We start from the raw sequence: 17,613 nt of genomic DNA, 5'->3' as shown, positions 1-17,613 counted from the left end.
TTGGTCAGCCCTCCCTGAGGAAGCCGCGCAGTGTGGCAGTGAACTCCGCGCCCGCGCTGCCCCAGTCGTATGCCGCCTTGGCCGCCGCGTGCCCGGCCGCGCCGAGGCGCGCGGCCCGGTCGGGGTCGGCGCGCAGCTCCACGATGGCCGCCGCGGCCGCGTCGGGGTCGCGGAACGGGACGACGAGACCCGCGCCGGCCGACTCCACGAGTTCTACGGCGACCGGCAGCGGCGTGGTGATCACCGGGACCCCGTGGGCGAAATACTCGATGATCTTGGTCGGCCGGGAGTGGCGGTAGTTCGGCAGGTCGTGCAGCAGGGACAGGCCGGCAACGGCGCCGGGCAGCAGGTCCAGCGCCACGCTGGCGGGCTGGAAGCCGTGCCATGTCAGCAGATCCTGCCCCGACGCCGCTTCCAGCAGGCGCGCCGACTCCTCGTCTCGGGCGGCACCGATGACCTCCACCCGGCAGGCCGCATCGGTCGCCGCGGCCAGCAGCCGGGCGACCTCGACCATCTCGCGGGCGCCCCGCGCCATCGTCACGGTCCCGAGATAGACCACCCGGGCGGTTCCCGGCGGCGGCACGAGATCGGGCACCAACACGGTGTTGGGCACCACCGGGTGGGGGCGCTCGAACCGCTCCTGATACGCGTATTCGGCGAGCAACAGCCGGTGGGAACGCTCCGCCACCCGCTCCGCGCGGCGCCACCCCCAGCCGATCAGCCCCCGAAGCGGCCGGGGTAGCCAGTCCTTGGCCACCAGCGCCGCCGCCGGATCCTCGTGGACATCCCAGACCAGGTTGGCGAGGCCCAATCCGGTCACCGCCGCGAGCAACTCGGGGTCGTGGACCAGCACCAGGTCGTGCCGCGGCGCCTCGGCCGCGATCAGCGCCCGTGCCGCCTTCCCGGCGGGCACCCGGTCGCGGCCGACCGCCCGCGGCAGGTCCACGGTGCGCAACCCGGGCAGCAGCGGCCCGGGACGGTCATAGGCGGCGAAGGGAGCGGCATACGTGACCTGCCAGCCGTCGGCGAGCAGCGCGGGGATCTGCCGGTGCCGGATGCGGGAGTCCTCGGGATCGTGCACGATCGTGACGACGAGGATGCTCGGCACGCTCACGCCTCCGGGGCCGGATTGGGCGCCGGTTTCGGCTTGGGCTTGGGCGGGGTCTTCTTCTTGGGCAGCGTCGCCTCGTATGCCGCGACGACCTCCTCCACCGGCCCGTCGGCGATCAGCACGCCCTTGTCCATCCACAACGCCCGGTCGCACATGTCCCTGACAGTGGCGTTGGAGTGGGAGACAAGGAAGACCGTCGAGGCCTCCTGCCGGATCTGCTGGACGCGCTCGGCACTGCGCTCCTTGAAGTGCGCGTCTCCCGTTGCCAGGGCTTCGTCAATCATCAGGATGTCCGGGGTCGTGGCGGTCGAGATCGCGAACCGGAGCCGGGCCGCCTGCCCGGAGGAATAGGTCGACATCGGCCGATTGACGGCTTCGCCGATGCCGGAGAACTCGACGATGTCCTCGAACCTCGTGGCGACCTCGCTGCGGCTAAGACCCTGCGCCTGGCCACCGATGAAGATATTGCGGGCGCCGGACAGCTTGCTCATGAGCACGGCGTTGACACCGAGCAGCGTCGGCTCGCCGGATACCCAGACCTGGCCCCGTGACGGCGGGATGAGACCGGCGATGGCACGCAGCAGCGTCGACTTGCCCGACCCATTGCGCCCGATGATGCCGATCGACTCGCCGTGATAGGCGACGAAGCTCACGTCCTTGACCGCCTCGACGCTCTGGATCGTGCTCATCTCCTTGCTGCGGCTAAGGAGGCTCTTGAACAGCGACTCCTCCTCATCCTCGGGGGTCAGCGCGCCCACCCGCTTCGATCCCTGGACCCGGTAGGTGACATCGAGGTGGGAGACGATCACCGCCGGTCCTGGCGCGTCGGCCGGGTCGCCGGGACGCTCAGCCGCGGCCATACTTCGCCTCGTCGACCCAAAAGAGCCAGAGCCCGGCGACGAACAAGCCGATCGCCCACAATGCCGCGATCCCCCAATAGGACCACACCAGGGGATATTCCTTCATCAGGCATTGGCGCACCAGGGTGATCGGCAAGGCAAAGGGTTGGAACTCGAGGATTGCCGAGATGATCTCGTGGTTACGGGTGCGGTGTTGGATGCTGAAGAAGACGCCGGAGACATAGCGCAGCAGCCGGATCATCACCGGAATGAGATTGCCCAGGTCGCGGGAGATGTTGAGCAGCCGGGCGCCCATCATGACCAGGCCGGCGAGAATCAGGGTCTGCAGCGCCAGCGCCACCGGAAGAAGTAGCCAATGCCAGGTGAGCGGCTCGTGGGTAAACAGCATGAGCGCGATGAGCACGATGAGCGCGGGCGCGGTCATCAGGCCCTCGGTCAAGGTCGTGGACAGCGGCAAGATGGCGCGCGGGAAGCGCAGCGCGCGCACCAGGCTGGTGTTGCCGACGATCGCCTTGGTCCCCCGGGTCATCGCCGCCGAGCTGAAGCCGTAGATGATCACGCCGATGGTCAAGAAGCCGATGAAGTTGCTGGAGTCGTGCCGGGTGTTCATCAGCAGCCCAAAGATCAGGAAGTAGCTGATGATCAACAGAATCGGGTTGAGCACCGTCCACAGGATGCCGAGCCGGTCCTGGGAGGTCTTCTCCTCGGCCTCGGCGCTGGACAGAGTCCAGACGAAGGAGCGGCGCCGCCACAGCTGGCGGCAGTAGTCGACGAACGGCGGGCGGGCGCCCAAGGGTTTGAGGCCGTGGGCCTTCGCGAGGGCGGTGGCCTGTTCCGGGGAAAGCGCCTGGGGCAGGCCCACCCCGGGCGGGGTATCCGTCACAGGCGGGCGACCTTCTCGCTCTCGGTGGCAACACCGCGGGTGTCGAAGAACCGCTGCGACCCGGCGGCGAGCGCATCGACGTCGTAGTCCTTGTGGTTCTGCACGAGGATCACCAGGTCGGCCTCGCGGACGGCCTGCTCGAGGTCGTCGACGCGCCGGGCCCGGTCGCCGAGCGCGCTCCAGTCGTGCACGTGCGGGTCGTGGTAGGCGACGTCGGCGCCCTTGTCGGCGAGTTGGCGCGCCAGCGGAACGGCCGGCGACTCGCGCTGGTCGGCGATATTGGGCTTGTAGGTCACCCCGAGCAGCAACACGGTCGAGCCGCGCAGCGGCTTGCTGTCCTCGTTGAGCAGGTTCTGCGCGCGCTGGACGACGTAGGCCGGCATCGTCGCGTTGATCTCCTGGGCCAGCTCGACGAACCGGAAGGGGTAGCCCAGCCGGGCGCGGACGTTGTGGGAGAGGTAGTTGGGGTCGATCGGGATGCAGTGCCCGCCGACGCCGGGGCCGGGATAGAACGCCTGGAAGCCGAACGGCTTGGTCTTGGCGGCGGCGATGACATCCCACAGGTCGATGCCCAGGTCATGGCAGAACCGGGCCATCTCGTTGACGAGCGCGATGTTGATGTGCCGGTAGGTGTTTTCCAGCAGCTTGGCGGTCTCGGCCTCGCGGGTGCCCTTGGCGCGCACGACGGTGTCGACGAACTGCCCATAGAAGGCCGCGGCCGCATCGCCACAGGCCTCGGTGTGGCCGCCCACGACCTTGGGGGTGTTCTTGGCCCCGAATTTCTCGTTGCCCGGGTCGATCCGCTCGGGCGAGAAGGCGAGGTGGAAGTCGGTGCCGGCGACCAGGCCGGTCTCTTCGAGGATGGGGCGGACGACCTCGTCGGTGGTGCCGGGATAGGTCGTCGACTCCAGGATGACGAGCATCCCCGGCCGGAGGTTGTCGCGGATGGTGTTGACCGCGGAGACGACCGGGCCCAGGTCGGGGCCACCGTCCGCGGACAGCGGGGTCGGCACGCAAATGACGATCGCCTTGGCCTCGGTGAGGCGGCTGGCGTCGGTGGTGGCCGCGAATCCGGCGGCGAGCATCTCGGCGATGTCGGCGTCGGAGAGGTCATCGACATGGGAGGTGCCGGCGGTGAGGCCGTCGACCACCCGCTGGCCGATGTCAAAGCCGAGCACCGTCAACCCGACGCGGGCGGCTTCTTGCGCGAGCGGCAGGCCGACATAGCCAAGACCAACGATGGCAACGTCGACGGACATTGCGGCGACTCCTCAGGAGCGGGCAGGGGCGGGGGAACCACGGGCTCCGGCTCGCCGAGGCGTCCGGAGCGTCGGTCAGTCTATCCCCGCCCGTGGGAGGATGCCCGCACCATGACCGCAAGCCCCCTCGTGATGCTCATGTCGAGCAATGGTGCCGGGATGGGCCACCTGACCCGCCTGCTCGCGTATGCCGTCCGCCTCCCCCCGCCCGTGCGGCGCTATGTGCTGGCGATGTCGCAAGCGGTCCCGGTCGTCTCCCAATACGGCTACCGCTACGAGTACCTCCCGTCCGCGGGCGCCGTGGGGATGGCGAACTCGTCCTGGCAACCGCTCTTTCAGGAGCGGCTGGAGGAGATCGTCGGCCGGGTCGGCCCCGACCTGGTCGTCTTCGACGGAACACATCCGTATGCCGGGATGGACGTCGTCCGCGCGGCTCACCCGGGCACGCGGTGGGTGTGGTCGCGGCGCGGGATGTGGAAACCGGGCCGCAGCGCCGACCAACTCGCCAAGGCCTCCTGGTTCGATGAGGTGATCGAGCCGGGCGATCTCGCCGCGCCCTATGACGAGGGTGCCGCGGCTTCGGCTCTGGCTTATCGGGTCGGGCCGGTGACCCTGGCCGACCCGGGCGATCTGCTGCCGCGGGAGGAGGCCCGCGCCCGGCTTGGGCTTCCGGCGCAGGGCAGGATCGGGCTGATCTCGTTGGGCGCGGGCAATATCAACGACACCAGCGGCGACGTCGGAGCGGCGGCGGCGGCGCTGCGGCATACCGGATGTGGGGTGGCCGTGACCCAGGTGGACATCGCCCGCGAGGCGGTCGGCGGGGATGTCCACGCCGTGCGCGCCTATCCGCTGGCGCCCTGCTATTCGGCGTTCGACGTGGTCTTCGCGGCAGCGGGTTATAACTCCTTCCACGAGCTGCTGCGGCTCGGGATACCGACGGCGTTCGTGCCCAACCGTGACACCGCCCTGGACGACCAGGACGCCCGGTCGCGGTATGCCGCCGACCAGGGCTGGGCGGTGCGCCTCGACCACGTCAGCGTCGATGCGGCGAGTGCGGCCATCTGGACGCTGTTGGAGCACGGGAGCGATATGGCGGCCGCGGCGGTGGGGGCCGATCCGGGCAATGGCGCGGCCGAGGCCGCGGGGCGGCTGGTGGCGGTGATGGGCGCGTGATCCGCCGGCGGGAGCCATCGAGTGGTGCACCGGCTTCGGGTGGGGCATCCTCGGGCGGGGCGCCGGGCTGGCTGCAGGCGACGGCGCGCACGATCCGCAACTCGCCGCGGTTGCTGGCGGCCACCGACCGCACCTTCGGCGCCGTGCAGGGAAACCGGACGCTGGTCGACATCGCCACCCGGGTTTTCGCGTGGGACGGCGCGGTTCCGGTCGTCTTCCTGCACGCCGGCCGGCCGCTGCGGGGGATGGCCGAGGTGGAGCGGCTGCCGATCATCGTCATCGACGCGGTCCTGCTCGATGCCGCGCGGGTGGCGCATGTGCTGCGTGAGGTCAGCATCCTGCAGGAACGCACCCGCGGTTTCCGGCCGGTCTTCCTGCTGTCGGTGCCCGAGTTCGCGGCCGTCCGCGCCTATGGCTACCCGGTGGAACTCGTCGTGCCGGCCGCCGACTGGGACTTCGAGCGGCCGTGGCCGGAGTATGTCGCCGAGCGCCTGGCGATGATGCTCGCCCGCTATCGCGCCTGGACGATCGTCGGCGTGCAGGACGACGGCACCCTCGAGCCCGGCGGCCGCCGCCTGCTGGAGGTGCTGGAGACCTATCGGCCGTGGGAGGCGCGCACGATCTGATCCGCGTTCCTGTTCCCGGGCTGGGGCAAAACTGTTCGGGGCACGGCATACAGTGGCCGGATGGGCCAAGCCGCGGTGTCGGTGCTGCGGCACGAGGAGTTCCCGGCCGCGAAACTGCTGGAGGCCAAGGGTGAGCAACGGGTCTCGGTCGTCATTCCCGCCCGTGACGAGGAAGCCAGCGTGGGAGCGGTCGTCGCGCGCGTGATCGCCGACTGGGTCGAGGCGGTGGCGTTGGTGGACGAGGTTGTCGTCATTGACAGCGACTCGGTGGACGCGACGTCGCGGCAGGCCCGGGAGGCCGGGGCAACGGTTTATGCGGCCGGGCAGATCCGGCCCGATCTGGGGCTGGCGCAGGGCAAGGGCGAGGCGCTGTGGAAGGCGATGCACGTGGTGCGTGGGGACGTGCTGGTCTTCATCGACGCAGACCTGGTCGAGTGGGGCGGCCACTTCGTCTCCGGGCTGCTTGGGCCGCTGCTGACCGACACGGATATCCAGCTCGTCAAGGCGGTCTATGACCGGCCGATGCTCGCCGCCGACGGGCACGAGGAGGAGCAGGGCGGCCGGGTGACCGAGCTGGTCGCCCGACCCCTGATTGCCTTGCACTGGCCGCAGCTGCGCGGGATCGTGCAGCCGCTCTCGGGCGAATGGGCCATCCGCCGCCGGGTTCTCGCTGAGCTGCCGATGCCGACCGGGTATGGCGTGGAGATCGCCGCACTCATTGATGTCGCCGAGCGTTTCGGGTCCGGTGCGATCGCGCAGGTCGACCTCGGCCGGCGCGCCCATCGCCACCACCGGCACGACACGCTCGGGCCGATGGCGGTGCAAGTCCTCGCGGCCGCCGAGGCTCGGCTGGGGCAGCACTCGGCGGCGCGCCCGGCCGAGGTCGTCGAGTTGGTGCAATACGGCCCCGGCACGGAGGACTTCGCTCCGCGGCCGCGGCGGGTGGACATTGGCGAGCGCCCGCCGGCGGCGAGCGTTCCCGGATATCGAGGTCCGGCGGCGGGCCGGGTGCCCACGTGATGCAGTTCCGCTTGGGCCGACACGTGTTCGGCGAGGATGCCCGGCTGGTGATGGCGATCGTCAACCGGACGCCCGACTCGTTCTATGACAAGGGCGCGACCTGGGCGACCGACGCGGCCAAGGACCGCGTGCGTGAGGTGGTCGACCAGGGCGCCGACATCGTCGACATCGGCGGGATCAAGGCGGCCCCGGGCACGGACATCGATGCGGCGGAGGAAAAAAGGCGGGTTGTCGACTTCGTCTCGTGGGTGCGCGGCGACTACCCGGATCTCATCATCTCGGTCGACACCTGGCGTGCCGAGGTCGCCGAAGCCGTCTGCGCTGCGGGCGCCGACCTGATCAACGACGCCTGGGGTGGCGCCGACCCGGCCCTGCCCGAGGTGGCCGCCGCCTTCGACGCCGCCCTGGTGTGCACGCACACCGGCGGGGTTCCCGTCCGGACCAGGCCGTTCCGCGTCGAATACGACGACGTCGTGGCCGACATCATCGATTCCGTTGTCGGGCAAGCAGAGCGAGCCGTGTCGCTGGGTGTGGACCGGGAGCGGATTCTCATCGACCCGGCGCACGACTTCGGCAAGAACACCTGGCACTCTCTGGAGGCGACCCGCCGGTTGGGCGAACTTGTCGCGACGAGATGGCCGGTGCTGGTCTCGTTGTCCAACAAGGACTTCGTTGGCGAGACACTCGACAAACCGGTGGGGGAGAGGCTGATCGGCACGCTCGCGACGACCGCCATCTCCGGCTGGCTTGGTGCCAAGGTCTATCGGGTGCACGAAGTTGCCGAGACCCGCCAGGTGCTCGACATGGTCTCCAGCATTGCGGGACAACGGCGCCCGGCTATCACGACGCGGGGGCTGCAGTGATCGTTGCCGCGCTCGTCGTGCCCAGCGCGCCGATGCTGTTGCCGGAGTATGTCGGGATCGCCGATCCGCTGACGGAGGTCCGGGCGCGTGCCGTGGCGGCGCTGCGCGCGCGCCTCGACGATGTCGAGCGGGTGGTCGTCGTCGCGGCCGGCGAGCGGGAGCCGCGGCATACGAAAGGATCGTTGGCCGGGCGGGTCGCGCGGGTGCTGCTCGCGGAGGCGGGGTGGGACGGGCCGGTGACGGCGGTCGGCTTGCCGCTCGACGCGAGCGCCGACGAGATCGTCGCGGCGGCAACGGCGATCGCCGGCGGGGCGGACCGGTCGCTGCTCCTCGTTCCGGCGGACGGCAGCGCCAAGCGCACCGAGAAGGCGCCGGGACACTACGACCCGCGCTCCGCCGGGGTCGACGCGGCGATCGTCACCGCGCTGCAGGCGGGTGACCCGGCGGCCCTGGCCGGCTTGGATGCTGCGCTGTGCGAGGAGCTTTGGGTCACCGGGTGGGCCGCGCTGCAGGTGCTGGCCCGGTGTTTCGACGGCCAGTCCGTAGCCGGTGAGGTGATCTGGTCGGGCGATCCGGTTGGGGTCCTCTATGTCATCGCCGCGTGGCGTCCTGCGCGGGCAGGGCCCCGCGCACCAGCGGGCGCAGCCGCGCGCTGACTGGCGGGGAGCAGAACCAGCGGCGCAGCCCGCCGTCGGCGAGCCGAGTGGCGAGTGCCCCCAGCAGCATCGCCTGGTCGATCGCCAGATGACGTTCGGCTCGCCGGCCAGTGGGTATGCCGACCGAGTCGACGAAGCCTCCCGGGCCGAAGGCTCCCGGGAGCGCGGCGATCCGCCGCAGATTGTCGCTGGCGGCCTCGGGGTCGTGCATCATCGCCAGGGCGCTGGCGTGCGGCGTGACGACCGCCTCGCCACGCCGTTTGCTCGGGTAGCCCCGCGGCAGCCACGCGATCGGCGGGACGCCCCATTCGGCATACCCGCCACCGGGATTGGCGCATGGCGAGAATCCCCACAACCCGTAGCGTTTGTCGTCCAAGCCATATTCGCGTTGCAGCGCAACCGTGTCGGCGTGATTGGCGCCCCAGGTCGCCGGCGCCCAGTCGGCCTCGGGGACGAATAGCTCGGGGGAGAGGGCCTCGAACATCGAGCCGCCGCACGTCGCGACGACCGTGCGCCCCCGATAGGTGCGCACGGGGGCGTCCACGGCGGCGATCGAGCTGGGCGGAAGCTGGCCCAGGACGATCCCGACATAGGACGTCAGCCGCGGCTCGGAGTTCAGCAGCCCATAGTGGTGGGCGGTGTAGCGCAGCGGCTGCTCGATCGGACCGTAGGCCGCGACGACGTGCTTGCGCAGCGTCTTGCCGTCCCAAAACCCCCCGCGCAACCGGCCGGCCTCCGGGTCGAAGAGGGCGTCAAAGCGCATCCGGTCGAGAATGTGCCGCGCGGGCTCAGCCAGGGCGGGCTCGGCAGCTGCGACGACGAGCAGGGTGGCGGCGAGCCAGCCGTTGTCGACGCTGGAGACGAACGGGATCACCCGCCGGCCCGAGTTGGGCCAGCGGGTGATCACCTCACCGGTGTCCGCGGCATACCAGTTGGCGAACATGCCGCTGGCGACGTGGCGGCGCAGGCGAGCGAGGGTCCCGAGCGTGACAGCCAGCCGCTCGCGGCACTCCCGGGCCGGGATCAGGCCGAGGTCGCGGGCACAGATCGCCGACCAGAGATAGCCGGCGACATTCGTCGGCGAGGTGTGCACGCGACGTCCGCTCGGGCGTAGGCCGGCGTCGATCGAGTCGCACGGCAGCCCGGTCTCCTCGTGCGCCATCGCCGCCAGCGACGCCCAGGTTCCACCGGCCCAACGCTCCCACTCGCCCTGGTGTGTGGCGACCCGGCGCGGGGCTTGCCGGACACGTTCGTGCACGGCCGCATCGTATGCTGCCCCACCGCCGGGACCGCTCAGGACGGCTCCGGGAAGACCCGCGCCGTGGGCGAACCACCCGCGGGGACCAGGTCGCCTGGCGAGGTCATGCCCGGCAACTCCTCGGCGGGCTCCGGGGCGCATGGGGCGACGGACCCCGTCGCGAGCGCGACCTTCATGACGAACGTCTGCCCGCCCTGCGGGGCTTGCGGGCCGTCGGCGCCCGTGGTCTTCGGCGGGAGCGTCATGGACTCCAAGACCAGGGTCTCATCCGGTCCGACCAGGCCCAGGGGAATCGTGATCTTCTCGCCGCTCGGCCCGGCTTCGAAGGCGAACGGCCGGTCCGTCCGCGTCGCCGCCGGCGCCTCGGTGTATCGACCGTCGCGGCACTGCATGCCGTCGGTGGGGAAGACGACGTCCGCCCGGATTCCCTTGGCGGCCAGGGCATCTTCCAACGCCTGCGCGCCTTCGGGGCGGTTGACGGTGACCGTGACATCACCATTGGGCTCGCTCGTCACGGCGAAGGCGGGGCTGCTGCCGAGCGGGGTGGCGAGATAGCCCGCGATGCCCGCGGCTGCTGCTGCTGCGGCGAGAACGCGCACGGCCGGGCGTTGCCAGCCGGGGCGGGGTTGCGACATTCGGGCACCGGCCCACGCGGGAGCGGGGTGCTCGTCGGCGATGGCCTTGAGTTCCCGCAGCAGCGACTCCTCGAAGTGGTCGAGCGGCGCGTCGTCGACGCGGGCCGAAGCGGTGCGGGCCGGGGTGTTCTGGGAAGGGGTGTTCTGGGGCGGAGTGTTCTGGGTTGGTGTGTTCATGAGCGGACCTCCTGAAGGTCGGCGGCCGGGGTGACGGCGTCGCCGGGAAGGGTGATCTTGCGCCGGGCCCGGTGCAGCCGGACCCGCGCGGTGACCGGCTTCACCCCCAGCACAGCGGCCACATCGGTGAGCGACAGGCCGTCGAGGGCAACAAGTTCGAGGACGGCTCGCTCGTCCGGTGGCAGCGCCGCGAGCGCGGCATAAAGATGGCGGGCGGCGCGCTCGGCGTCGAGGCGTTCCTCGACCCGGGCGAGAGAGTCGGGATCGAGCAGCGCGCGCCCGGAGATCTTGCCGGCGAGCCGGAGCCGCCGGGCCGCGCCGCGCTGGTGGTCGGCGATCGTGTTCCGGGCGATCCCGAACACCCAGGCCAGCGGAGAGCCGCGTTCGGGCCGGTAGGCGTGCGCCTCCTCCAGGACGGCGAGGAAGACGTCGGCGGTCAGGTCCGCCGCCTCGTGGGGGTCAGCCACCCGGCGGGCGATGAACCGCTCGACCTGGCGCACGTGGGCGCGGTAGAACGTCTCGAAGGCCGCCGGGTCGGCGCCGACCCCGTCGAGCGCGTCGTCGGTGTGTGCTCTCATGCCCCTACTTCGCCGCCCCGCCGCCGAGTGTTACCGCACGTTCGCGCCGAGCCAGGCGAGATAGTTCGCGGCCGCCTCGGCGCGCAGGATCACCACCTGCGGCACCGCATAGGGGTGCTCGGCCGCGATCCGCTGCTGCAGCAGCTCGAGCGCGGCGGCCGTCGTATGCAGGATCGCCAGCGCCTCCTGGTCCTCGGCGACCTGGCCCTCCCAGCGATAGACCGACCGGATCGCCGGGATGATGTTGGCGCAGGCGATCACCCGCTCGGCAACCAGACTGCGCGCGAAGCCGGTCAGCCAGTCGATGTCGCCGGCGCTCGTCGTGACGATGACCAGATCGCTTCCTGCGGTATTCACGGGATCCACTGTGCCGCACCCGGGCCGCCAGCGGTGGCGGCGACGGTGGCGCCAGGCGGCCGGACCCGACACACTGAGGAGTCACCTTGTCCCAGCCGGGACGGTGCGCGCGGAAGGAGCACCAGATGAGCGGGAACACCTATGGCGTCTCAGAAGTCGTCGGGACCTCGGACGAGTCAGTCGACGCCGCCATCCGCGCGGCGATCGCGAAGGCTTCGGAGACCGTGCGGAATCTGGACTGGTTCGAGGTGTCCAGTGTCCGCGGTCACATCGCCGACGGGGCCGTGGGCCACTTCCAGGTGACCCTCAAGCTCGGTTTCCGGATCGAGTAGGCGACACGGATGAGTCCAGCTAGCCGGCGCAGCAGCCACCGGATTGAGGTTGGGTGGCCAGGGGCGGGGTCGAACCGCCGACCTTCCGATTTTCAGTCGGACGCTCGTACCAACTGAGCTACCTGGCCGGATGTCTGCCGCTGGGCAACCCGGGCAAACGGATAGCCGGATCGCTCCGGCCGCAGGAACTATACCGTATGCGGCGCGCCCACCAGCCGGCTGTGGGCGAGGTCCGCGTCCTCTGCCGCGGCTGGGGTGGCGCCGGCCGAGGCCTCGGTCGCCTTCTCGTCCGGGTTCGTTTCCCTGGACTCGGGATTGGCGTCGACGTGCGTGGCTTCGGCGTCGTCGGCCGTGGCCTCGGCGTCGGCCGCGGTCTCCGGTTCGCCGTCGGCGGCGAGTTCGGGCGGGTTGGTCTCGGCCCAGGCAACATACGCCTCCTCGGCGACCGGCAGGGTCGGGAAGAGCATGTCCTCGCCGAGCAGGTCGATGATGCCGGCGCGGCGCAGCGGGAGGTAGAGGTCCTGCTTCAGGCGCACCAGGCCGAGCTTGACGCCCTGGGCCTGGAAATCGTCATACAGATCCTTCAACCCGTCACAGGCGGTGACGTCGACCTCGGTGTTGGCCTCGACGTTGAGCAGGAACCAGCGCGGCGGTGCCTCGGGGTAGCCGTGGAACTCCTTGTCCAGGACCCGCTGCGCCCGGCGCTGCAGGTCACCGACGTTGGCGAAGAACAGCGGCGCCTCGTAGCGATAGATGACCAGCCCGGGCAGGGTCTCGGCGTCGTCGTAGTCGGCGGTGTCGTGCATGCCGGCCACGCCCGGAACTCGCCCGAGCACGGCGTCGTGCGGACGGGCCAGTCGTTGCGCCATCTCCAGCAGCGAGATCGCGATCGCGACCCCGACACCGGCGAGCAGCCCCAGCCAGATGGTGCCGAAGAGCGTGACGAGCGCGAGCAGCACCTCCCGCTTGCGGAAGCGCCACATCCGGGCGAACTCGCGGCCCTCGACCAGCTTGGTCGCGGCATACAGCACCACCGCGCCGAGGGAGGCCTGCGGGAGGTGCTCCATGAGCGGGCCGGCGACAAAAAGCACGAGCAGCACACAGAGCGCGGCGATCAGGGAATACATCTGGCTGCGCGCCCGGCTGGCCACCGCAAGCGCCGTCCGCGAGCCTGAGGACGAGACCGGGAAGCCGCCGAACAGGCCGACACCGATGTGCACGCCGCCGAGCGCGACCAACTCGACCTGGGGATCGACGGCCCGCTCGCTCGGGCGTTCACCGGGGATCTCCGGCGACGGGAAGGCCCGGGCGCCGAGCATATTGTCGCTATAGGCCAAGACCGCGACGCCGAGGGCGGGCAGCATGAGCGACTGCCATTCGGCGCCGCTGATCGCCGGCAGGCTCGGCATGGGCAGCCCGCTCGGGATCTTGCCGACCTCGGCGACGCCGCGGTTGACCAGGTCCAAGGCGATGGCGGCAATGGTGGCGCCGATGACCGCAAGCAGCGCGGCCGGCCACCTCGGCTTGACCCAATGCACGATGAGGATGAACGCCAGGGTCGCCAGGCCGGCATAGACGGTGATCAGGTGGGCCTCGCCGACGACGTCGACGAAGCCGCGGACCTGGTCGACGATGCTCTCGCCCTCGACATGGGTTCCGGTCATCTTGCCCAGTTGACCGACCACCATGAGCACCGCGGCGCCGGCGAGGTAGCCGATGAGCAAGGGTTGGGAGAGCAGATCGGCCATGACGCCGAGCCGGAAGGCGCGGGCGATCAGGCACCACACGCCGACGAGGATGCTCATCGCGGCGCTGAGCACCAAGACCTTCGCCGGATCGGTGGTGATGGTGGCGATCGCCATTCCCGCCAACAGGGCGATCGTCGACTCGGGACCGACGGACAGCACCCGAGAGCTGCCCATCGCCGCATACAGGACGAGCGCGATGAGCGCGGTGTAGAGCCCATAGACGGGCGGAACGTTGACGATCGCGGTATAGGCCATGACCTGCGGAATCAGGTAGGCGGCGACGGCCAGGCCGGCGATCAGGTCGTTGCGCCACCAGGACCGCTGATAGCGGTGGGTCAGGAAGTGCAGCCCGGGCGTCGCGGCCTGGAGCGCGGCCAGCACCCAGTGGGTGTGCTGGGGATTGAGGTCGTAGTCGATGGCCTTGTGCCGGGCCATGTCGGTCACGTCGTCGGCGCCCGTGCTGACCTCTATCCGCTCGCTCACGTGCGTGCCCCTTCCCGCCCGTTCAGATGCAGTTCATGTGATGTTCACCTTGAATTTAACGGAGGACCTGTGTTTGCGCGAGGGGCGACTTGTCCTACGGACGACCGGGAGAGCCTCGAATGTCACAAAGGCGGCGGCTCCCAAAGGAACCGCCGCCGTCAACTGCGACCCCGACGGGACTCGAACCCGCGACCTCCGCCGTGACAGGGCGGCGCGCTAACCAACTGCGCTACGGGGCCTTGGGTGGCAAGGCACGCGTATCCCCAACGGGATTCGAACCCGTGTTGCCGCCGTGAAAGGGCGGAGTCCTGGGCCGCTAGACGATGGGGACCCGATCCTTGATCGGAGACCCCCGCCGCTTGGCGAGCCGGGCTCGATTCCGTCGAGGACAGCGGAAAGCATACGGCCCGCGGTCCTTAGGACCAAACCGGGTGCGGGTCAGCCCCCGCGTGCCCAGTCCACCAGCCGCTCGGCAGGCCAGGTCGTCACGATCCGCTCCGGCGCGATGCCGAGACGCTCGGCCCGCTCGCAGCCGAGCGCGGTGAAATCGAGCTGGCCGGGGGCGTGCGCGTCGGAGTCGATGGCAAAGAGGCAGCCGAGGTCGCGGGCCAGCGTGAGCAACTCGTCCGGCGGGTCGCAGCGTTCGGGACGGGAGTTGATCTCGACGGCGACAGCGTTTTCCTGGCAGGCGGTGAAGACCACACGCGCGTCGAACTCACTTTGCGGGCGCGTGCCTCGGTTGCCGGTGACCAGGCGCCCGGTGCAGTGGCCGAGGATGTTGACCCGCGGGTTCTGCACGGCGCGGACCATCCGCCGGGTCATCGGCTCGGCGTTCATCCGCAGCTTGGAATGAACGCTGGCGACGACGACGTCGAGCTGGGCGAGCATGGCCGGGGTTTGATCGAGGCCGCCGTCGTCGAGGATGTCGACCTCGATGCCCTTGAGCAGCCGGAAGCTGCCGCCGAGCGAGGACGTGATCGCATCGACGATCGCGATCTGCCTGGTGAGGCGCTCGGCGCTGAGTCCGCGCGCGACCTTCAGCTGCGGCGAATGGTCGGTGAGCACGAGCCAGTCATGCCCGGTCTCGACCGCGGTCAGCACCATCTCCTCGATCGGCGAGCCGCCGTCCGACCAGTTCGAGTGGCTGTGGCAGTCACCGGCCAGAGCGGCATACAGGCTCTCCCCGCCGCTGGTCAGCGGCTGGCCCGCGCTCTCCTGCAAACTGGCAAGGTATGCCGGCAGCTCGCCGCCGAGCGCCTCCTCGATCACCCCCGCGGTCGCCTTGCCGATCCCGGGCAGTTCCCGGATCGTCCCGGCCGTATGCCGCTGGGCCAGATCCGCCCGATCGAGCGCCGCCACGGTGGCCGCCGCCTTGCGGAAGGCCTCGACGCGGTAGCTGCCGGCGCGGGTGCGCTCGAGCAGGAAGGCGATGCGGCGCAGCGCGTCGACCGGGTCGACCGGCGCGGTCAGGGGCTCGGCGAGGGCTGCCATGGGGAGGTCAGGAGAACTGCCGGCGCACGATCGCATCCCAGACGGTGTCGCCGCCCAGGCGGCGGGCGTGGACGAGCCCACGCGCGGTGGCCGTCACCAGATAGCGCGTGCGCGGTTTGGACGACTCGACGGCCTTGAGGATGACGTCGGCGACCGCTCCGGCGTCGGCGGCGAGCAGCTTGCTGTCATACGCGCCGGAGTTGACGTCCTGGACCTTGGCGACCAGATCGGCATACGGAGAATCGGGGTTGCCCACTGCCGCAGAGGAATTGATCGTCTCCTCGAAGCTGGTGCGGATCGGGCCGGGCTCGACGAGCGCGACATCGATACCGAAGGAACCGACCTCGGCGCGCAACGCGTCGCTCATCGCCTCGACGGCGTATTTGGTCGCGTGGTAGTAGCCGCCGACGGGGAAGGCGACGCGGCCACCCATCGAGCCGATGTTGATGATCAGGCCGGCGCCGGCAGCGCGCATCCCGGGCAGCACCAGCTGGGTCATCCGCGCGAGCCCGAAGACATTGGTCTCGAACATCCGGCGCACCTCGTCCAGGCCGACCTCTTCGATCGGGCCATAGACGCCATAGCCGGCGTTGTTGACCAGCGTCGCAACGTGGCCGTGGGTGTCCTCGACCGCGCGCACCGCGGCGGTCATCGACTCCTCGTCGGTGACGTCGAGGGCGAGGGTGTGGGCACCGGCCGCGGCGAGATCGGCGAGGGTCTCGGGACGCCGCGCGGTCGCATAGACGGTGTAGCCGGCCTTGACGAGCAGGTCGGCTGCGGCGCGGCCGATGCCGCTCGAGCAGCCGGTGATCAGCACGGGATTGCGGGATGCGGGCACCGGCTCAGCCTATGCGTTGGTTGGTTGGGTGTTGGTTGGTTCGGCGCTGGTCACAACAGCAGGATCTCGCGCAGGGCGGCGAGCAAGCGGTCGACGTCGTCCTCGCTGGTGTAGGGCGCCAGGCCGATGCGCACCCCGCCGGCGTCGCCGAGGCCGAGGTGGCGCGAGCACTCGACCGCATAGAAGCTGCCGGCCGGGGCGTTGATCCAGCGCGCAGCCAGCTCGATCCGCAGCTGCTGGCTCTCCCAGCCGTCGATCGTGAACAGGATTGTCGGGGTGCGTCGTTGGGCGTTGGAATAGACCCGCACGCCCGGCAAGGCCCGCAGCGTCGGCTCGAGTCGGTCGCGCAGCTGCTTCTCGTGCAGGTCGATCAGCGCGTATGCCGCGACCAGCCGGTCGCGGCGGGTGCCCGCATGCACGCCGGCGAGGTCGGCGAGGAAGTCGATTGCCGCAGTCGTGCCCGCCATCAGCTCATAGGGGAGGGTGCCGAGCTCGAACCGTTCGGGGACCTCGTCGCTCGACGGCAGCAGCTTGTCCGGGTGGAGGGTCTCGAGCAGGGCGGGCGCGGCGGCGACGGCGCCGCAGTGCGGGCCGAGGAATTTGTAGGGCGAACAGGCCCAGAAGTCGGCCCCGCTGGCGGGCAGGTCCACGCTGTGATGGGCGGTGTAGTGGACGCCGTCGACGTAGAGGAGGGCGTCGCTGCGGTTGTGGACCAGGCTGGCGATCGCGGGGATGTCGGGGGTGGTGCCGATGAGGTTGGAAGCGGCGGTGACGGCAACGAGTTTGGTCTGCGGCGACAGGTGCGCGGCGATGTCCTCCGGCGCCAGCTCTCCGCTCGTCGGATCGAAGTCGGCAAACCGGGGCAGGGCGCCCACCGCGTCGGCGGCCTGGACCCAGGGCCGGACGTTGGCGTCGTGGTCGAGCCGGGTGACGACGACCTCGTCGCCTGGCTTCCAGGTCTTGGCCAGCGCCCGGGCGAAGTCATAGGTCAGGTCGGTCATGCTGCGGCCGAAAACGACCCCGCGCGGGTCGGCGTTGAGCAGGTCGGTCAGCGCCGAACGACAGTGGGCGACAGCGTCTTCGGCACGACGTTCGGCTCGGGTGACGATGCCGCGGTTGGCGATAGCCGACGTGAGCGTCCGCGCGACCGCCTCGCCGACTTCTCGCGGTGACTGCGTCCCGCCCGGCCCGTCGAAGTGCGCCGCCCCCTCCTGAAGGGCGGGGAAGTGCGCGCGGACCGCGGCGACGTCGTAGGTCATCCAGCG

Annotated in this window: 18 protein-coding genes and 3 tRNA genes; 6 read left to right on the top strand and 15 right to left on the bottom strand. The window is 70.4% G+C overall.

Going from position 1 to position 17,613, the window contains the following annotated elements; genetic code table 11:
• Positions 1-4: 4 nt before the first annotated feature.
• The 4 genes from V9G19_RS00405 to V9G19_RS00390 are packed head-to-tail and all read right to left on the bottom strand — an operon-like array spanning position 5 to position 4,113.
• Complete coding sequence (locus V9G19_RS00405; RefSeq protein WP_462283523.1) at positions 5-1,108, bottom strand: glycosyltransferase; 1,104 nt, start codon at positions 1,106-1,108, stop codon at positions 5-7.
• Between the two features lie 2 nt (positions 1,109-1,110).
• Positions 1,111-1,971, bottom strand: a complete 861-nt coding sequence (locus V9G19_RS00400; RefSeq protein WP_462283522.1) for an ABC transporter ATP-binding protein — start codon at positions 1,969-1,971, stop codon at positions 1,111-1,113.
• On the bottom strand, positions 1,958-2,854 hold the full coding sequence (locus tag V9G19_RS00395; RefSeq protein ID WP_462283521.1) for an ABC transporter permease: 897 nt from the start codon (positions 2,852-2,854) through the stop codon (positions 1,958-1,960). The genes V9G19_RS00400 and V9G19_RS00395 overlap by 14 nt, the downstream gene beginning before the upstream one ends.
• Positions 2,851-4,113 (bottom strand): nucleotide sugar dehydrogenase, encoded by a 1,263-nt coding sequence (locus V9G19_RS00390; protein WP_462283520.1) that lies wholly within the window; start codon positions 4,111-4,113, stop codon positions 2,851-2,853. The genes V9G19_RS00395 and V9G19_RS00390 overlap by 4 nt, the downstream gene beginning before the upstream one ends.
• Positions 4,114-4,224: 111 nt before the next feature.
• On the opposite strand from V9G19_RS00390, the gene V9G19_RS00385 reads away from it, so the two are divergent.
• From V9G19_RS00385 to V9G19_RS00365, 5 genes are read left to right on the top strand one after another with little or no spacing between them, the layout of a single operon-like run.
• A complete protein-coding gene (locus V9G19_RS00385) occupies positions 4,225-5,286 on the top strand; it encodes a glycosyltransferase (protein ID WP_462283519.1) in 1,062 nt (353 codons plus the stop codon).
• Positions 5,283-5,912 carry a hypothetical protein gene (locus tag V9G19_RS00380; RefSeq protein ID WP_462283518.1) on the top strand — a complete coding sequence of 210 codons (630 nt, stop codon included), beginning with the start codon at positions 5,283-5,285 and terminating at the stop codon, positions 5,910-5,912. Before V9G19_RS00385 ends, V9G19_RS00380 begins: the two co-directional genes overlap by 4 nt.
• Before the next feature lie 60 nt (positions 5,913-5,972).
• Positions 5,973-6,932, top strand: coding sequence for a glucosyl-3-phosphoglycerate synthase (locus V9G19_RS00375; protein ID WP_462283517.1), 960 nt, complete (start codon positions 5,973-5,975; stop codon positions 6,930-6,932).
• Positions 6,932-7,795, top strand: a complete 864-nt coding sequence (gene folP, locus V9G19_RS00370) for a dihydropteroate synthase (RefSeq protein ID WP_462283516.1) — start codon at positions 6,932-6,934, stop codon at positions 7,793-7,795. The genes V9G19_RS00375 and folP overlap by 1 nt, the downstream gene beginning before the upstream one ends.
• Positions 7,792-8,451, top strand: coding sequence for a class III extradiol ring-cleavage dioxygenase family protein (locus V9G19_RS00365; protein WP_462283515.1), 660 nt, complete (start codon positions 7,792-7,794; stop codon positions 8,449-8,451). The genes folP and V9G19_RS00365 overlap by 4 nt, the downstream gene beginning before the upstream one ends.
• On the opposite strand, the gene V9G19_RS00360 is transcribed toward V9G19_RS00365, so the two are convergent.
• Genes V9G19_RS00360 through cutA form a run of 4 tightly spaced genes read right to left on the bottom strand, consistent with a single transcriptional unit; the run spans position 8,387 to position 11,456 of the window.
• Positions 8,387-9,709: a glucoamylase family protein gene (locus tag V9G19_RS00360; protein ID WP_462283514.1), complete on the bottom strand. Its 1,323-nt coding sequence runs from the start codon at positions 9,707-9,709 to the stop codon at positions 8,387-8,389. The genes V9G19_RS00365 and V9G19_RS00360 overlap by 65 nt on opposite strands.
• A gap of 35 nt (positions 9,710-9,744) precedes the next feature.
• The gene (locus V9G19_RS00355; protein ID WP_462283513.1) at positions 9,745-10,521 is read right to left on the bottom strand and encodes a hypothetical protein; all 777 of its coding nucleotides are present in this window, start codon (positions 10,519-10,521) and stop codon (positions 9,745-9,747) included.
• Positions 10,518-11,099 carry an RNA polymerase sigma factor gene (locus V9G19_RS00350; RefSeq protein ID WP_462283512.1) on the bottom strand — a complete coding sequence of 194 codons (582 nt, stop codon included), beginning with the start codon at positions 11,097-11,099 and terminating at the stop codon, positions 10,518-10,520. Before V9G19_RS00350 ends, V9G19_RS00355 begins: the two co-directional genes overlap by 4 nt.
• A gap of 30 nt (positions 11,100-11,129) precedes the next feature.
• Positions 11,130-11,456: a divalent-cation tolerance protein CutA gene (gene cutA, locus V9G19_RS00345; RefSeq protein ID WP_462283511.1), complete on the bottom strand. Its 327-nt coding sequence runs from the start codon at positions 11,454-11,456 to the stop codon at positions 11,130-11,132.
• Between the two features lie 125 nt (positions 11,457-11,581).
• On the opposite strand from cutA, the gene V9G19_RS00340 reads away from it, so the two are divergent.
• The gene (locus V9G19_RS00340) at positions 11,582-11,788 is read left to right on the top strand and encodes a dodecin (protein WP_462283510.1); all 207 of its coding nucleotides are present in this window, start codon (positions 11,582-11,584) and stop codon (positions 11,786-11,788) included.
• Positions 11,789-11,842: 54 nt separating this feature from the next.
• Here V9G19_RS00340 and V9G19_RS00335 read toward each other — a convergent pair.
• The 7 genes from V9G19_RS00335 to V9G19_RS00305 form a co-directional block, all read right to left on the bottom strand.
• Positions 11,843-11,916 (bottom strand) — tRNA-Phe (locus V9G19_RS00335).
• Positions 11,917-11,976: 60 nt separating this feature from the next.
• Positions 11,977-14,019: a SulP family inorganic anion transporter gene (locus V9G19_RS00330; protein WP_462283509.1), complete on the bottom strand. Its 2,043-nt coding sequence runs from the start codon at positions 14,017-14,019 to the stop codon at positions 11,977-11,979.
• A 165-nt stretch (positions 14,020-14,184) separates the two neighbouring features.
• A tRNA-Asp gene (locus V9G19_RS00325) sits at positions 14,185-14,258 on the bottom strand.
• Positions 14,259-14,277: 19 nt separating this feature from the next.
• Positions 14,278-14,350 (bottom strand) — tRNA-Glu (locus tag V9G19_RS00320).
• 107 nt (positions 14,351-14,457) lie between these two features.
• Positions 14,458-15,510, bottom strand: a complete 1,053-nt coding sequence (locus V9G19_RS00315) for a PHP domain-containing protein (protein ID WP_462283508.1) — start codon at positions 15,508-15,510, stop codon at positions 14,458-14,460.
• 7 nt (positions 15,511-15,517) lie between these two features.
• Complete coding sequence (locus tag V9G19_RS00310; protein ID WP_462283507.1) at positions 15,518-16,348, bottom strand: oxidoreductase; 831 nt, start codon at positions 16,346-16,348, stop codon at positions 15,518-15,520.
• Between the two features lie 50 nt (positions 16,349-16,398).
• Complete coding sequence (locus V9G19_RS00305; RefSeq protein WP_462283506.1) at positions 16,399-17,607, bottom strand: cysteine desulfurase-like protein; 1,209 nt, start codon at positions 17,605-17,607, stop codon at positions 16,399-16,401.
• Between the last annotated feature and the right edge of the window lie 6 nt (positions 17,608-17,613).

It is taken from the genome of Nostocoides sp. (assembly GCF_037045025.1).
Lineage (GTDB): Bacteria > Actinomycetota > Actinomycetes > Actinomycetales > Dermatophilaceae > Nostocoides_A.
The sequence above is the reverse complement of the archived record's forward strand: the minus strand, read 5'-3'. Positions and strand labels throughout refer to the sequence as shown.

What these genes read in the sequence shown, in the direction of transcription:
- V9G19_RS00400 (WP_462283522.1), bottom strand. Translation starts at nt 1,971, where the DNA reads ATGGCCGCGGCTGAGCGTCCCGGCGACCCGGCCGACGCGCCAGGACCG.
- V9G19_RS00390 (WP_462283520.1), bottom strand. Translation starts at nt 4,113, where the DNA reads ATGTCCGTCGACGTTGCCATCGTTGGTCTTGGCTATGTCGGCCTGCCG.
- V9G19_RS00385 (WP_462283519.1), top strand. Translation starts at nt 4,225, where the DNA reads ATGACCGCAAGCCCCCTCGTGATGCTCATGTCGAGCAATGGTGCCGGG.
- V9G19_RS00375 (WP_462283517.1), top strand. Translation starts at nt 5,973, where the DNA reads ATGGGCCAAGCCGCGGTGTCGGTGCTGCGGCACGAGGAGTTCCCGGCC.
- folP (WP_462283516.1), top strand. Translation starts at nt 6,932, where the DNA reads ATGCAGTTCCGCTTGGGCCGACACGTGTTCGGCGAGGATGCCCGGCTG.
- V9G19_RS00355 (WP_462283513.1), bottom strand. Translation starts at nt 10,521, where the DNA reads ATGAACACACCAACCCAGAACACTCCGCCCCAGAACACCCCTTCCCAG.
- V9G19_RS00350 (WP_462283512.1), bottom strand. Translation starts at nt 11,099, where the DNA reads ATGAGAGCACACACCGACGACGCGCTCGACGGGGTCGGCGCCGACCCG.
- V9G19_RS00340 (WP_462283510.1), top strand. Translation starts at nt 11,582, where the DNA reads ATGAGCGGGAACACCTATGGCGTCTCAGAAGTCGTCGGGACCTCGGAC.
- V9G19_RS00315 (WP_462283508.1), bottom strand. Translation starts at nt 15,510, where the DNA reads ATGGCAGCCCTCGCCGAGCCCCTGACCGCGCCGGTCGACCCGGTCGAC.
- V9G19_RS00305 (WP_462283506.1), bottom strand. Translation starts at nt 17,607, where the DNA reads ATGACCTACGACGTCGCCGCGGTCCGCGCGCACTTCCCCGCCCTTCAG.